This window comes from Lysinibacillus sp. LK3, from assembly GCF_001043675.1.
GTDB classification, from domain to species: domain Bacteria; phylum Bacillota; class Bacilli; order Bacillales_A; family Planococcaceae; genus Lysinibacillus; species Lysinibacillus capsici.
Window position 1 is genome coordinate 494,704 of sequence record NZ_LDUJ01000014.1, and the last position, 14,379, is coordinate 509,082.

Annotated in this window: 16 protein-coding genes; 10 read left to right on the plus strand and 6 right to left on the minus strand. The window is 40.1% G+C overall.

Going from position 1 to position 14,379, the window contains the following annotated elements:
• Nucleotides 1–4 precede the first annotated feature (4 nt).
• Nucleotides 5–2,941, minus strand: a complete 2,937-nt coding sequence (fdhF, locus tag VK91_RS10365; RefSeq protein WP_082148136.1) for a formate dehydrogenase subunit alpha — start codon at nucleotides 2,939–2,941, stop codon at nucleotides 5–7.
• A 574-nt stretch (nucleotides 2,942–3,515) separates the two neighbouring features.
• Between fdhF and VK91_RS10370 the strand changes: the two genes are divergently transcribed.
• From VK91_RS10370 to moaA, 3 genes are read left to right on the plus strand one after another with little or no spacing between them, the layout of a single operon-like run.
• The gene (locus VK91_RS10370) at nucleotides 3,516–3,863 is read left to right on the plus strand and encodes a DUF2294 domain-containing protein (RefSeq protein WP_004230595.1); all 348 of its coding nucleotides are present in this window, start codon (nucleotides 3,516–3,518) and stop codon (nucleotides 3,861–3,863) included.
• A 12-nt stretch (nucleotides 3,864–3,875) separates the two neighbouring features.
• A complete protein-coding gene (gene fdhD, locus VK91_RS10375) occupies nucleotides 3,876–4,691 on the plus strand; it encodes a formate dehydrogenase accessory sulfurtransferase FdhD (protein ID WP_004230594.1) in 816 nt (271 codons plus the stop codon).
• On the plus strand, nucleotides 4,692–5,708 hold the full coding sequence (gene moaA / locus VK91_RS10380) for a GTP 3',8-cyclase MoaA (protein WP_048392449.1): 1,017 nt from the start codon (nucleotides 4,692–4,694) through the stop codon (nucleotides 5,706–5,708).
• A 51-nt stretch (nucleotides 5,709–5,759) separates the two neighbouring features.
• On the opposite strand, the gene moaC is transcribed toward moaA, so the two are convergent.
• Genes moaC through VK91_RS10395 form a run of 3 tightly spaced genes read right to left on the minus strand, consistent with a single transcriptional unit; the run spans nucleotide 5,760 to nucleotide 7,316 of the window.
• A complete protein-coding gene (moaC, locus tag VK91_RS10385) occupies nucleotides 5,760–6,242 on the minus strand; it encodes a cyclic pyranopterin monophosphate synthase MoaC (protein WP_048392450.1) in 483 nt (160 codons plus the stop codon).
• Nucleotides 6,235–6,825, minus strand: coding sequence for a molybdenum cofactor guanylyltransferase (locus tag VK91_RS10390; protein WP_048392451.1), 591 nt, complete (start codon nucleotides 6,823–6,825; stop codon nucleotides 6,235–6,237). The genes moaC and VK91_RS10390 overlap by 8 nt, the downstream gene beginning before the upstream one ends.
• On the minus strand, nucleotides 6,822–7,316 hold the full coding sequence (locus VK91_RS10395) for a molybdenum cofactor biosynthesis protein B (protein WP_048392452.1): 495 nt from the start codon (nucleotides 7,314–7,316) through the stop codon (nucleotides 6,822–6,824). Before VK91_RS10395 ends, VK91_RS10390 begins: the two co-directional genes overlap by 4 nt.
• Before the next feature lie 107 nt (nucleotides 7,317–7,423).
• Here VK91_RS10395 and VK91_RS10400 point away from each other — a divergent pair, with 107 nt between their 5' ends.
• From VK91_RS10400 to moaD, 5 genes are read left to right on the plus strand one after another with little or no spacing between them, the layout of a single operon-like run.
• On the plus strand, nucleotides 7,424–8,440 hold the full coding sequence (locus VK91_RS10400; protein WP_048392453.1) for a thiazole biosynthesis adenylyltransferase ThiF: 1,017 nt from the start codon (nucleotides 7,424–7,426) through the stop codon (nucleotides 8,438–8,440).
• A 13-nt stretch (nucleotides 8,441–8,453) separates the two neighbouring features.
• Nucleotides 8,454–9,743, plus strand: coding sequence for a gephyrin-like molybdotransferase Glp (glp, locus tag VK91_RS10405; protein WP_048392454.1), 1,290 nt, complete (start codon nucleotides 8,454–8,456; stop codon nucleotides 9,741–9,743).
• On the plus strand, nucleotides 9,713–10,231 hold the full coding sequence (mobB, locus tag VK91_RS10410) for a molybdopterin-guanine dinucleotide biosynthesis protein B (protein ID WP_082148137.1): 519 nt from the start codon (nucleotides 9,713–9,715) through the stop codon (nucleotides 10,229–10,231). The genes glp and mobB overlap by 31 nt, the downstream gene beginning before the upstream one ends.
• Nucleotides 10,228–10,704: a molybdenum cofactor biosynthesis protein MoaE gene (locus VK91_RS10415; RefSeq protein WP_048392456.1), complete on the plus strand. Its 477-nt coding sequence runs from the start codon at nucleotides 10,228–10,230 to the stop codon at nucleotides 10,702–10,704. Before mobB ends, VK91_RS10415 begins: the two co-directional genes overlap by 4 nt.
• Nucleotides 10,701–10,934 carry a molybdopterin converting factor subunit 1 gene (gene moaD / locus VK91_RS10420; RefSeq protein WP_004230585.1) on the plus strand — a complete coding sequence of 78 codons (234 nt, stop codon included), beginning with the start codon at nucleotides 10,701–10,703 and terminating at the stop codon, nucleotides 10,932–10,934. Before VK91_RS10415 ends, moaD begins: the two co-directional genes overlap by 4 nt.
• Nucleotides 10,935–10,971: 37 nt before the next feature.
• On the opposite strand, the gene modB is transcribed toward moaD, so the two are convergent.
• Nucleotides 10,972–11,628: a molybdate ABC transporter permease subunit gene (modB, locus tag VK91_RS10425; RefSeq protein ID WP_048392457.1), complete on the minus strand. Its 657-nt coding sequence runs from the start codon at nucleotides 11,626–11,628 to the stop codon at nucleotides 10,972–10,974.
• A gap of 3 nt (nucleotides 11,629–11,631) precedes the next feature.
• Nucleotides 11,632–12,411, minus strand: a complete 780-nt coding sequence (modA, locus tag VK91_RS10430; protein ID WP_048392458.1) for a molybdate ABC transporter substrate-binding protein — start codon at nucleotides 12,409–12,411, stop codon at nucleotides 11,632–11,634.
• 163 nt (nucleotides 12,412–12,574) lie between these two features.
• On the opposite strand from modA, the gene VK91_RS10435 reads away from it, so the two are divergent.
• Together VK91_RS10435 and VK91_RS10445 are read left to right on the plus strand one after the other, a co-directional pair.
• A complete protein-coding gene (locus VK91_RS10435; RefSeq protein ID WP_048392459.1) occupies nucleotides 12,575–13,501 on the plus strand; it encodes a helix-turn-helix transcriptional regulator in 927 nt (308 codons plus the stop codon).
• A 229-nt stretch (nucleotides 13,502–13,730) separates the two neighbouring features.
• The gene (locus VK91_RS10445) at nucleotides 13,731–14,357 is read left to right on the plus strand and encodes a trimeric intracellular cation channel family protein (RefSeq protein WP_231595630.1); all 627 of its coding nucleotides are present in this window, start codon (nucleotides 13,731–13,733) and stop codon (nucleotides 14,355–14,357) included.
• Nucleotides 14,358–14,379: the final 22 nt, after the last annotated feature.

Genomic DNA, 14,379 nt, shown 5'->3' on the forward strand with positions numbered 1-14,379 from the left:
GCTCTCACTCTCTTTCGTTTATGGTTGTTAAGTGAACGTAGCCAGGACGATTCCATTTTCGTTGTACCTCAACACCATTTTGAGGATGACGCTTTTTATAGCGTGGGTTTGTGCGAGGAAGTGGTGATTTACCTTTTGCTTTTAGCACTTCTACTCGTACTTTTGTTTGTTTATAAGCTGGTGTTGACGTATTCACATCTGCTGCAGGACCAGTTAGGAAGTTGATGGCTGAATCTTTGCTAACAGAGTTCATTGGTAAGAATAATTCGTTTCCTTGTACGCGATCTGTAACAAGAGCATTTAGCTTCAAGGCACCATATGGAGACACTAAACGAAGTAGGGCTCCATCTGCAATGCCTCGTTCTTTCGCCAATTCTGGTGATACTTCAACGAAAATTTCAGGTACTTTCGATTGAATACCTTTCGATTTATTTGTTAGATTTCCTTCATGGAAGTGTTCAAGCATACGGCCATTATTAATATGACAATCGTATTGTGCTTCAAACTCAACAGGCTGCACCCAATCATTTAAAGCAAAACGAGCTTTCTTATCAGGGAAGTTAAAGCCATCTTCATATAATAGTGGTGTATCTTTACCATCATGGCTACCCCAACAGAAGCTTCCCCAGCCTTCAAGAACATCATAGTTGGCTTGTGAGAAGAGGGGAGACAGGCTCGCCATTTCATCAAAAATGTCGCTTGGGTGATCATAATGCCAATCTGCACCTAAACGATGAGCAACCGCTTGCAATATTTCCCAATCTGCTTTCGACTCACCAAGTGTTGGTAATACTTGATACAGGCGTTGAACGCGACGTTCTGTATTCGTAAATGTACCTTCTTTTTCAAGCGAAGGCGCAGCAGGTAAAATCACATCTGCATATTGTGCTGTGCGTGATAGGAAACAATCTTGGACAACGAAAAAGTCAAGCTGTGAAAGCACCTCATCTACATGGTTGGCATTACAGTCAACAAGTGCCATATCTTCGCCCACTAAATACATCGCTTTCATTTTCCCTTCCATGATCGCATCTAACATTTGCATATTATTTCGACCAGGTTGTGGTTGAATAGGGACACCATAGGCTTTTTCGAATTTTGCACGTGCCTCGTCATCTGTGACTCTTTGATAGCCTGGCAATAGATTTGGAAGTGTCCCCATATCGCAGGCACCTTGCACATTGTTATGGCCGCGGAGTGGGTAGGCCCCAGCACCTGGACGACGATAGTTTCCAGTTGCTAAAAGTAAATTTGAAATCGCTGCGGATGTATAGGAGCCACCAGTATTTTGTGTTACACCCATGCCCCAAAGAACACATGTACCATCTGCATCACGAATCATTTCAGCTACTTCGATCAATGTTTCCTTACTAATACCAGTCATTTCTTGTGCATAATCAAGTGTATAGGTTGCAAGTACTTGTTTAAAATCATCATAATGAAGGACGTTTTCTTGAATAAACGCTTCATCATGCCAACCTTGATCAATGATATATTTGGTAACAGCCATTAACCAAACTTGGTCAGTACCTTGCTTTGGACGCATAAAGATGTCGGAACGCTCTGCCATTTCATGCTTACGAATATCAGCAACAATTAATTTCTGACCATGTAATTTATGTGCACGTTTCACACGTGTTGCTAAAACAGGATGTCCCTCAGCTGGATTAGCCCCAACAATAATGACAAGTCCAGCCTTAGCAATATCTTTGATCGTACCAGCATCTCCTCCCATGCCAACTGTACGTAATAAACCATCAGTTGCAGGAGATTGGCAATAACGAGAACAATTATCGACATCGTTTGTGCCAAATAATTGACGGGCCATTTTTTGAATTAAGTAATTCTCTTCATTTGTAATTTTAGAAGAGGAGATAAAGCCAACAGAACCTGGACCATATTGTTGTTGAATGCCACCTAGTTTTGTTGCAATTAAATCAAGTGCTTCATCCCACGATGATTCCACAAACTCATTATTTTTACGAATGAGTGGTTTTGTAATACGTTCCTCAGAATTGATAAAATCCCAGCCGAATTTCCCTTTGACACATGTAGAAATCGCATTTACTGGACCATCGGAAGGCTGTACTTTTAAAATTTTACGACCCTTTGTCCAAACTTCGAACGAGCAGCCTACACCACAGAAAGTACATACTGTTTTTGTTTTTTTGGTGCGCTTACTACGCATGGCTGCTTCCACTTCAGAAACGGCAAAAATACCGCTATAGCCTGGTTCAACTTCCTTAATCAAACTGATCATCGGATCTAACATATCCTGTTTGAGGCCAGTCATAAATCCAGCCTCTCCAAGCATGGATTTTTCCATTAAGGCATTACATGGACATACGGTTACGCATTGACCACAACTTACACAGGAAGAATCATTGATAGCAACGCCCGTATCCCAAATGACACGTGGTCTTTCTGCTTCCCAATCAAGGGATAATGTTTCATTTACCTGTAGATTCTGACAAACCTCTACGCACTGACCACAAGCGATACATTGGTTAGGATCATATCGATAAAACGGATGTGACATATCTACTTCATGAGGTTCCACTTTTGGCTGGTAGGGATATTTTTGATGCTCGATTTCCATCATTTCGGCAGTGTTGTGTAAAGCACAATTGCCATTGTTGTTATCACAAACTGTACAATACAGTAAATGATTTTCGAGTAGACGGTCCATCGCTTCTGTTTGTGCCGCTTTTGCTTTGTCAGAAGTTAGGAGTACATTCATGCCGTCTACTGCCTTTGTAGAGCAGGAACGAACTAATTGGCCATTCACTTCCACGATACATGTATCACATGTTTCAATTGGGTCAACAGCGGGCACATGACAAATCTGTGGATGCGGAATGTCATGTTGATTAATGGTATCAAGGATTGTAGCTCCTTCTTTTACTTCATACGGTACGCCATTAATATTAATTTGAGTCAAGGTAACTTCCTCCTTTTGCACTTTGAGACGAATCGGATAACATGGTACAGCTTAAGACAAAAGGGAATAACAAATCGAGTTGGTGATTGTTGAAAAGATTGTCTTGTTATCATTGTAATTCCCAATGGTTCTTGAAGCTACCTCAAAATAGGTAAATTGCTAGATCATAACATGTTATCCATGTCTCGGTTTTGAAAAAATAAAAAAATCCACCATGAAATTACATGTCCGAGACATGCTAATAATTCATGGTGGATAAAATTCTTAGCAGGTCTTGCTAAAAACTCAATCTACTTTTATTTTTTAATTACAATAGAATTCAACTATTAAAAACACTATGCAACATCGTAACATAGGGTTCAAAATAAATTAATTCCATTTGTGATAAGAATATTATAGCCCTTTCATTCAAAATGAACAATATTTATCATAAAATTTATTAAATGAGAATTATTATCAAAAAGTATTTTCTCTTTTATTTTTTTAAAAGTTGCTATATCATTAACAAACTGTAAGGGTGGCCTACATAACCATTTGCCTAAAAAAGTTTAATTATGATGGGAGAATCGTTGCTATGTCTAAAAAAATCCACGAATTTAATGACATGATTCGAAAGTTAAGAAAGGAAGTATTTGGTAAAGGTCCTGAACGTATTCATACCGTTTTTGTCGAGAATATGGCTGTATCTACCTTATACGGAAATATCACTCCGACAGAAAAATTTATTGCCAGTACACCAGAAGGGCTGAAAATGGTGCATGCTGCAAGGACGAGTATGATTCAAGATTTATATAGACAATCGCCACCAGAGGGTATGGAAGAATTGATGGGCAGCAAATTACTTCACTTATTTTCAGATATTAAAATTGAAGAGGATTTTGCGATTTCCGTCTTTGTTTTTGAAAAGCATATCAGTGAATAAAGGGGATGCCTTATGGATCGAGCAATGACAAGAAAAATTGTGCGTGTTGAAGGACAACGAGTGACAGAAATGGTTGATTTAATTGTTTCAGAATACGCTGTTACCGTAAAAATTAATCAGCAGGAATTTGTCACGATGGTCTGTACACCCGAGTATGTAGAAGATATGGTTATTGGCTACTTAGCTTCTGAACGAGTGATTCGTAGTTTTGAGGATATTGAGGAAATTTGGCACCAAGAGAAAGAGGGTTTTGTGCATATTAAAACAAAGCATATTAATCCTTATTACCAACAGACGCAAAACAAGCGCTATATTACGTCTTGCTGTGGGATGAGTCGACAAGGCTTTGTGTTTACGAACGATGCATTAGTAGCGAAAAAAATGGATCAAGTCCATGTGCAAATAACGACCGAAGATTGCTTCCGTTTAATGCATGCGATGCAGGATAGTGCCGATATTTTTAAGAAAACGGGTGGCGTGCATAATGCTGCACTATGTGATGTAAATGGCATCGTCCTAAGTCGCATGGATATTGGACGTCATAATGCTTTGGATAAAATTTACGGCTATTGCCTACGCAACAACATCCGTATGGAAGATAAAATTATCGTCTTTAGCGGACGAATATCATCGGAGATTTTACTAAAGGTTTCCAAAATAGGCTGTGCCATCGTGCTGTCTAAATCAGCACCCACAGAATTAGCATTGCAATTAGCAGAGCAGCTTGGTATTACGACGGTTGGCTTTATTCGGCAACAGACATTGAATATTTATACACACCCACAACGCATCCTATTACCAGCTAATGAATTGAAAGAAGGAGATTAGATGACGAATCTACAAGACCAATTACACAGACCGTTAAGAGATTTAAGAATATCCGTGACAGATCGTTGTAATTTTCGCTGTCGCTATTGTATGCCAGCAGAAGTATTTGGTCCAGATTACGCATTTTTACCGTCTGATAAAATATTAAGTTTTGATGAAATTGAACGATTAGTAAAAATCTTTGTTTCATTGGGCGTGAAAAAAATACGGATTACAGGTGGGGAACCCTTACTACGTCGTGATTTGCCCGAATTAATTGCCCGTATTCACCGCATAAAAGGTGTAGAAGATATTGCTTTAACAACCAATGGTTCGTTATTAAAAAAATACGCACACTCATTGGCACAGGCAGGCTTAGCCCGAGTTTCTGTTAGTTTAGACTCGCTTGATGATGAGCGTTTTTTCGAGATGAATGGTCATAGAGGCAAGGTATTGCCAGTGTTAGAGGGAATTGAAAAGGCTGCAGAAGCGGGCTTACAAGTAAAAATTAATATGGTTGTTCAAAAAGGGAAAAACGAACAAGATATTGTTACCATGGCGCAGTTTTTTAAAGAAAAACAGCATATTCTACGCTTTATTGAATATATGGATGTAGGGAATTCGAACGGCTGGCGTTTGGATGATGTGGTGTCCAAAAAAGAGATTATTGAGCAAATCCATCAGTTTACGCCGTTACAACCAGTAGCTCCCAATTATAAAGGAGAGGTGGCAACGCGTTATCAGTATCAAGATGCTCAAGGTGAGATTGGTGTAATTTCATCTGTAACGGATTCATTTTGCTCCAATTGCTCACGTGCTCGTCTCTCTGCAGAAGGTTCATTATACACTTGTTTATTTGCAACAGAAGGCACGGATTTAAGGGAATTGTTACGTTCAGGGCAAGATGATGCTGCCATCATCAAGTGCATAACGAACGTTTGGGAAACAAGAAATGATCGTTATTCAGATGAACGCAATGAACAAACGATGGCAAAAAGGAAAACGTCAAAAATTGAAATGTCTCATATTGGGGGGTAGCGTGTAAAAAAACAGAAAAAAATCGGCACAATAATGCCGAATTTTTTCTGTTTATTTATGCACAAAAGTGCCACTTTTCCCACCTGTTTTTTCAACAAGGTAAGTTTCTTTGATGACCATCGTCTTATCAACGGCTTTGCACATATCATAAAAAGTTAGTGCTGCGACAGACACAGCAGTGAGAGCTTCCATTTCAACACCCGTTTTTCCACTGCATTTAACAGTGGCTTGAATATGGAGCTCATAGCCATTCTCTGCTTTTTCATAGTCAAACTGGAAATCCGTACCCTGTAGCATGATGGGATGGCACATGGGAATGATATCAGCTGTTTTTTTAGCTCCCATAATCCCTGCAATTTGCGCAACTTGCGTCGGATCACCTTTTTTAATGCCACCTTGTTGGATGGCTTCATAGACCGCATCGGATAAAAGAATCGTACTGCGCGCAATGGCTGTACGTGTTGTGATTTCTTTTGCGGAGATATCGACCATTTTAGGACGACCTTCTTCGTTCCAGTGTGTAAAATTATTCATTATTAAACTCCTTTTTACTTGTTTGTGACCAGTCTTGTTGTGCGTTGATATTGATAAATGTTGAGCTATCGTCATCAAAAGGGACATAACAAACACGAAGTTGCTCTAAAAGCACTTTCATACTCCGTTTATTTTGTGCCGTTAATTGTGTCGTCTTTGGTAAAGCAGTACGTCGATATAATGCAGCTAATGGCTGATCGCGTAGTGCTTGCGTCGGAACAATAGCATCATAAGTGTCATTAATCAGACCTACCATTTTTTGAATAAATTTTGCATTCATATAAGGCATATCGCTCGCTACGACAAAAAACCAATCCACATCAGGATAGGCTGTCATGATATGATGCAAAGCAAAAAGAGGGCCTTGATGTGGCTGCTTTTCAATAACCCACTGGACATTTTCCTGTCCAAACTGATGTTGTAAGTGCGCATTTGTAGCGATAATAAGAGGGTCTAGCTGATTTTTTTGCAGGGCTATGAGACTATGTTTATATAATGGCTGTCCAGCAAACTTCTCAAACATTTTTGGTTGTCCATAGCGAGAGGATTGACCGCCAGCTAACACTATACCTGCAATTTTCATAAACGCTTCAACTCACCGACAAAATGTTGGACTGTAGGTACTATGAGCTTCGTCATAGCTAAAGTCACCGCATTTGTGGAGCCTGGTAAAACATAAATGGCTGTTTGTTGAAGACTTCCAGCGGTGGCACGACTAAACATCGCCTTTGGGCCAATTTCTTCATAGCTGAGCATTCGAAATAATTCACCAAACCCCATCATTTCTTTTTCAAACAGAGGCAGAATGGTGTCATAGGTTTGGTCTCTTGGTGTAAATCCTGTTCCACCAGTAACGATAATGGTATTAATTGTTGGATCGCTGCACCAATTTTTAACATGATGAGCGATATCGAGCGGTTCATCCTTTGTTAGTTGGTAGTCTATAACTTCAAATGCAGCTTCCTGTAGTAAGGACTGAATACGCTGACCAGCATGATCATCTGCCTTTGTGCGTGTATCACTGACCGTTAAAATAGCAACTTGAATTGGTTGCTGCTGATGTGTGGGATGCACAGTAAGACCTCCTTCAAATGCGTTTTTGCTAAAAAACATTGCTTTTATTATAATGCTATAAATAAAAAGGTCAAACGAAAATTCATAGAAAGAAAGGCCACATACGTATGCAAAATAGATATTCTAGACAACAATTATTTCACCCTATCGGACAAACTGGGCAACAATCCCTTCAGCAAAAACACGTCCTTATCATAGGTGCGGGGGCATTGGGGAGTGCTAGTGCAGAAGCGCTTGTGCGAGCAGGTATTGGCAGGCTGACACTCATTGATCGTGATTATGTAGAGTGGAGTAATTTACAAAGACAGCAATTATATACAGAGCTAGATGCACAAGAAAAAATGCCCAAAGTTATCGCAGCTAAAAAGCGTCTCCAACAAATAAACACAGAGGTAGAAATTCATGTCGACATTATGGATGCTTGTACAGAGACCTTGCTACCATTACTAGAAGATGTTGATGTGATGGTCGATGCGACCGATAATTTTGATGTTCGTTTTGTCATGAATGACCTTGCGCAAAAATATCGTATTCCTTGGGTATATGGCTCTTGTGTTGGTAGTTATGGTGCGACTTACACGGTTGTACCAGGTAAAACGCCTTGTTTGCATTGCTTATTAAAGGTGATGCCCCATACAGGGATGACTTGTGATACCGTTGGCATTATTAGTCCAGCAGTTCAAATTGTTGCTGCTTATCAGGTGGCAGAGGTTTTCAAGCTGCTTGTTGGAGATGACAAAGCCTTACGAAAAAGCTACTTAACGTTTGATGTTTGGCAAAATCAACACTATGAAATCAATGTGGAGAAAATAAGGCAAGGTGATTGTCCATCTTGTGGCGACAAGCCGACCTATCCTTACCTATCCTATGAAAATCAAACGAAATTACAGATCCTTTGTGGCCGAGACGCGGTACAAATTCGACCACCAAAGCCCATTTACTATTCGCTTGATCAGCTGGCAAATCAGCTCCGTTCCCACGGAGAAGTCCAGGTTAATCCTTATTTGCTATCTTGCCAAGCGGACGATTACCGAATCGTTATTTTCCAAGATGGGCGAGTTGTGATACATGGTATACAAGATATACAGAAAGCCAAAAGCATTTATTATCGTTTATTAGGTTAAGGGAGTGTACGAAATGGTAGAAAAAAGACAACCAATTCCTGTGGCAGAAGCCGTTCATCGTGTAATGGACTATGCCTTTCAAGCAAAAAAGGAGCATGTGTCATTAACGCAAGCACATGGACGCTTTATAGCACAAGCTATTAGAGCCGATCATGATGTACCTGCTTTTGATCGTTCACCGTATGATGGCTATGCCATTCGCTCCGTCGATAGCCAAGAGGCATCTTCACAGCATCCAGTCCGCTTTCAAGTCGTTGGAGAAATTGGCGCAGGCTATGTCTATGAAGACGTAGTTGGCGATCATCAAGCAGTCCGCATTATGACAGGGGCGCCGATACCGCAAGGTTGTGATGCAGTGGTCATGCTAGAATTAACCCAAACATTCGAAGAAAATCATCAAAAGTATATGTCGATTAAACGACCTTTTGAAGCAGGTACTAATATTTCCTATAAAGGGGAAGATGTGCAGCAAGGCGCAGTTCTCATTGAACAAGGCCAATATATTAACCCGGGTGTGATGGCCTTACTTGCTACTTTTGGCTACGAGCAAGTACCTGTTTATCGTAAAACAGTTATTGGTGTGCTTGCCACTGGTAGCGAATTACTAGAGCCAGGTGAAGCTTTACAGCCAGGTAAGATTCGCAATAGTAATGCCTATATGATGATGGCGCAAATTGAGCGTGCTGGAGCAGAAGTGAAATATTTCGGCAAGTTGAGCGATGATCTTGCGTTATGTATTGATCGTGTTGAAAAGGCCCTACAGGAGGTTGATATTTTAATTACAACGGGTGGCGTTTCCGTAGGTGATTATGATTATTTACCAGCTATTTATGAGGCGATCGATGCAAAGGTATTGTTTAATAAAATAGCGATGCGTCCAGGTAGTGTGACAACGGTTGCTGTTCGCAACGACAAATTATTATTTGGTCTTTCTGGTAATCCTTCAGCCTGCTATGTTGGCTTTGAGCTATTTGTACGTCCGATTATACGTTCTGCATATGGGCATACTCAACCACATTTACGCAGAGAGCAAGCGATTTTAGGGGCTGATTTTACAAAGCCAAATCCCTTTACACGCTTTGTACGAGCTCGTATCGAATATGTAAAAGGGAAGCTCGTAACTGTCCCATCTGGGTTCGATAAATCGAGTGCAGTTTCATCTTTAGCGACAGCCAATGCATTCATTGTTTTACCAGGTGGCTCTAGAGGCTATGAAAAGGGTATGCAAGTGGATGTCCTTTTGCTAGAAGATCTGCAAGGAAGTGAGTGGCCTTGGGACAATATCGAAAAATCTTACAGATAGTTGGCTATCAAAATAGTGGGAAAACAACATTGATGGAGCAATTGATCAAGCAGGCTACAATGGAAGGGCTAAGGGTAGGAACCATTAAGCATCATGGACATGGTGGAGTACCGACGATCGAAACTTCCAAGGATAGTAGTCGGCATGAGCAAGCAGGTGCGGTTGTTACAGCAGTGGAGGGGGCGGGTACTTTACGTATGAGTATCCACCAAAATAGCTGGCAATTGGCTGATATACTAGCGATTTATGAGTCCCTTCCACTGGATATCATGCTAATTGAAGGGTATAAAAATGAACATTATCCGAAGGTTGTGCTGCTGCGCACTGCACAGGATCAAGTACTACTACAGCAAGTAACCAATATCCTCTGTGTGATTTATTGGCCAAGCTGTCCGCTTGATCTATCCCTTGCAATCCCTGCTTTTTCGATTCATGAAGAATCACAATATATGGAATTTTTGTTGACAGAAATGAGGGGAAAACTATGACGACAGCGTTATTTGAAGTTATCGATCAACCAATAGATGTGGAGGAAGTAAGACAAAAAGTCCTTAGTCGAAATGCTGGAGCCATCACATTATTCATCGGTACAGTGCGTGAAATGACAAATGGTAAAAAAACGATGCATTTGGAATATCAAGCCTATCCAGCAATGGCGATTAAAATGTTTGAACAGATTGCAAAGGAAATACAAGAAGAGTGGCCAGAAGCAAAAGTGGCCATCACCCATCGTGTCGGTCATTTAGCTATTTCCGATATTGCCGTAGTGATTGCTGTGTCATCACCGCATCGTAAAATAGCTTACATGGCGAATGAATATGCAATTGATCGCATAAAACAAATCGTGCCCATATGGAAAAAAGAACATTGGGAGGACGGGACAGAGTGGATTGGTGATCAATTAGAAAATGTTCCCTATCCGCAAGGGAAACCAGCCATTCAGGAGGAGGAAAACCTGTGATTAACATTTTATTATTTGCTCACCTACAGGAAGCACTAGGTGAATCAAAGCTATCAGTAGAGCTGTCAGATGTGACAGTTGCTCAGTTAAAAGAGTGGATGGAAAAGCGCTACCCTCAGCTATCATTACAACAGATCATGACAGCGGTTAATGAGGAATTTGCAACGGATACGACAATTGTCAAATCTGGCGACACAATCGCCTTTATTCCACCGATCAGTGGGGGATAAGCAAAAAGAGGTAGTTGGCTCAAGCCAACTACCTCTTTTATACTTTCAGGATATGGATACTAAGAAGTAAAAGGAAGGAAATGGCGATCATACACAGAACCCATGTCCAGGCAAGGGGCATGTTTCCAGAATCGATGGCCATATATATTGCTAGTGGTGTTGTTTGTGTTTTCCCTGGAATATTTCCCGCAAACATAAGTGTCGCTCCAAACTCACCCAAAGCTCGTGTGAAGCTTAGAATCCCACCAGAAACAAGTGCCTTTAATGCAAGGGGAATGGACACATAAAGAAAGACCTGCCATTCATTCGCCCCATCCACACGTGCTGCATTTTCAATATCTCGATCGATAGAGGCAAAGCCAGTTTTAGCTGATTGATACATTAATGGAAAGGCAACGATTGTAGAAGCGATGACGGCCGCCCACCATGTGAACATGATAGGTTGATCGAATAGCCAGATAATGAAATTTCCTAACATACTATTTTTCCCGAAAATGACGATAAGCAGGAAACCGACTACTGTAGGAGGTAATACCAATGGTAATAGCAATACCGTTTCTAGCACTAGTTTGCCTTTGAAATCATGGGTTGCCATCCATTTACCCATTAAAATACCTGCTATAATAGCGATGATCCCTGCAACAAAAGCAATTTCGATCGAAAGCCTAAGTGGAGACCAAAAATCGGTACTCATCTTTTATTGAGCCCCTTTAAATCCATACTTTTCAAAGACATCCATAGCTTCATCACTTTGTAAGAAGTGATAAAAATCCTCCGCCTCTTGCCCATGCTTACTAGCTTTTAGAACACCTACAGGATAAATAATCGGTGCGTGCATAGCATCATCGGCAGTTGCCACGACATTGACCTTATCAGAGACAAGGGCATCTGTTTTATAGACCATTCCCGCATCCACATTTTCTGTTTCTGTATAAGTAAGTACTTGACGTACATCTTTTGTATACACTACTTTTGATTCGAGTGAATCCCACAGTTGCATATTTTTTAATGTGTCCACACCATACTGTCCGGCAGGAACCGTTTCGGGCGTACCGAGTGCAATTTTTCCTGCTTGTTGTAAATCTTCAAAGGATTGAATTTGCTTTTCATTGCTTTTAGGCACGATTAATACTAAATCATTGGCTAAAAGATCCGTTCCTAGCTTTTGATCGATCATTTCTTTCTCTACAAGCGCATCAAATTTATCCTTTGCTGCTGAAAAGAAAAGGTCTGCAGGAGCCCCTTGTAAAATTTGTTGCTGTAAAGCACCTGAACCTCCAAAGTTATAGAGGATTTTAATTGTATCGTGTTGTTGTTCATAAGTTGTTTTCAGTTCTTCTAAGGCATCCTGTAGACTAGCTGCCGCAGAAATTGTTAGTTCAACTGGTTCGTTTGTTGCCGCCTCTTGGTTACCACAGGCTGCTAATAGTCCAACTAGTACTAACATTGTCGCAAATAAACGATAATATTTTTTCACGATGAGTATACTCCTTTTATAACTCGTTATAACAAGACATAACTAATTATAATCAGATATAAATAAAAAAGAAAGTTAGTAAGGGTAGAAAATGTCAAGATGTTCATAAGGCTATAAATACGTTACCATGTAAAATAGAGGCTTATAGGAGGAGAACTTTTACATGTCACAAGAACAATCCTATACGATTGAAGAGGTTGCACAATTATTAAAGGTTTCAAAATTAACAATTTATGATTTAGTGAAAAAGGGTGATTTGCCAGTTTTCCGCGTAGGGCGACAAATGCGGGTAGATCGTGCTGACTTGCAAACCTATATACAAAATCGAAAAACAGGTAGTATGCCAGCTGTGGCACAGGCTTCCATAGCCACTCCGACTAAAAATCATGCGAAAATTATAGTGAGTGGGCAAGATTTAGTATTAGATATTTTAGCAAAATATATCGAGAAACGACGATCTACGAAAGTATTACGCTCACATGAAGGTAGTTTTAATGGTGTAATGGCGTTGTATCACGGAGACTGTGATATTGCGAGTTTACATATGTTTGATGGGGATACAGGAGATTATAATACTCCTTATGTAAAAAAAATCTTTGTCAGCCATGCCTTTGTTCTCATCAATGTTGTATCACGTAAAGCAGGTTTCTATGTTCAAAAGGGGAATCCGCTGGAAATACGCACATTTGAAGATTTCCAAACAAAGACATTTACATTCATCAACCGTGAGAAAGGCTCAGGTGCTCGTACTCTGTTAGATGAGCAATTGCGTATTCACGGTATCGCTCCATCCACGATTGCAGGCTATACCCATGAAGAAATGAGCCACCTCGATGTCGCCTCTGCAGTTGCCAATGGACGTGCAGATGTTGGGATTGGCATTGAAAAAATTGCCAAGCTTATTCAGGTCGATTTTATACCAATGGTCACTGAACGTTACGATATTGTGTTATTAAAAACACCAGAAAATCAACTGCTCATCGATATGGTGAAGGAGATTTTAAATACACCTGATTTCCAATCTGAAGTAGCTGCATTAGGAGATTATGACATCTCTTTAATGGGTCAAGTCATGTATGAAACGCTATAATCAAAAATTCATATTGAGTTTAATAAAAAAATCAATTACAATTCTAACTAGGAAATTTTATGGTCGTTGTGTCAATTAGTATGGCACAGCAGCTATATTCTTTTATGATACATGGTGAGATGGATAAATTAGTAGGTACTACTGCTAGGATATTAGCCCACCATAAAATAGCTTGCGTACTCAATGCGCAACTATTTTATGGTGGGCTTTTTTGTATAGTAAAAAGGAGATGGATGATGTGACATGGTCAGTATTACATATCATTGGCATTATTGCCTACGCCATTAGTGGAGCATTTGTTGCGTTACAGGCCAACTATTCTTTTATTGGCATATTTGTGCTTGGTCTGACAACGTCTTATGGTGGTTCCATTATCCGCAATGTTGTACTGGATATCCCTGTGTCAGATATATGGGAACGGCAATCCTTATTAGTCGTTTTAGTCACGCTGACGACCATTTTATTTGTCAAAAGGAACTGGATTCATCATTGGAACCGCTGGGGCTATTTCTTTGATTCAATTGGCCTAGCTTCTTTCGCAATACAAGGCGGATTGTTAGCAAAAAGCTTACATCACGACCTAGGTATCATTATTATAGCGTCGATGTTTACTGGTGTTGGTGGAGGGATGGTTCGAGATTTGTTAGCTGGTAGAACACCGCTTGCATTAAGAGAAGAAATCCATGCTGTCCTCACATTTGTATGTGCCCTTTGTATATGGTTAGGGTGGGACAGCCCGCTTGAATTGTCAGTCATTGTTATTTTTATAGTAGTGATTCGCATGTTATCTGTGAATAATAATTTAAAATGGAAGCTTCCTTTTAAACATTCCTATAAGAACGCAGAGGAAAAATAGGTTGATTGTCGAAATAGGTGAA

What these genes read in the sequence shown, in the direction of transcription:
- VK91_RS10370 (WP_004230595.1), top strand. Translation starts at nt 3,516, where the DNA reads ATGTCTAAAAAAATCCACGAATTTAATGACATGATTCGAAAGTTAAGA.
- fdhD (WP_004230594.1), top strand. Translation starts at nt 3,876, where the DNA reads ATGGATCGAGCAATGACAAGAAAAATTGTGCGTGTTGAAGGACAACGA.
- moaA (WP_048392449.1), top strand. Translation starts at nt 4,692, where the DNA reads ATGACGAATCTACAAGACCAATTACACAGACCGTTAAGAGATTTAAGA.
- moaC (WP_048392450.1), bottom strand. Translation starts at nt 6,242, where the DNA reads ATGAATAATTTTACACACTGGAACGAAGAAGGTCGTCCTAAAATGGTC.
- VK91_RS10390 (WP_048392451.1), bottom strand. Translation starts at nt 6,825, where the DNA reads ATGAAAATTGCAGGTATAGTGTTAGCTGGCGGTCAATCCTCTCGCTAT.
- VK91_RS10400 (WP_048392453.1), top strand. Translation starts at nt 7,424, where the DNA reads ATGCAAAATAGATATTCTAGACAACAATTATTTCACCCTATCGGACAA.
- glp (WP_048392454.1), top strand. Translation starts at nt 8,454, where the DNA reads ATGGTAGAAAAAAGACAACCAATTCCTGTGGCAGAAGCCGTTCATCGT.
- VK91_RS10415 (WP_048392456.1), top strand. Translation starts at nt 10,228, where the DNA reads ATGACGACAGCGTTATTTGAAGTTATCGATCAACCAATAGATGTGGAG.
- modB (WP_048392457.1), bottom strand. Translation starts at nt 11,628, where the DNA reads ATGAGTACCGATTTTTGGTCTCCACTTAGGCTTTCGATCGAAATTGCT.
- VK91_RS10435 (WP_048392459.1), top strand. Translation starts at nt 12,575, where the DNA reads ATGTCACAAGAACAATCCTATACGATTGAAGAGGTTGCACAATTATTA.
- VK91_RS10445 (WP_231595630.1), top strand. Translation starts at nt 13,731, where the DNA reads ATGGATGATGTGACATGGTCAGTATTACATATCATTGGCATTATTGCC.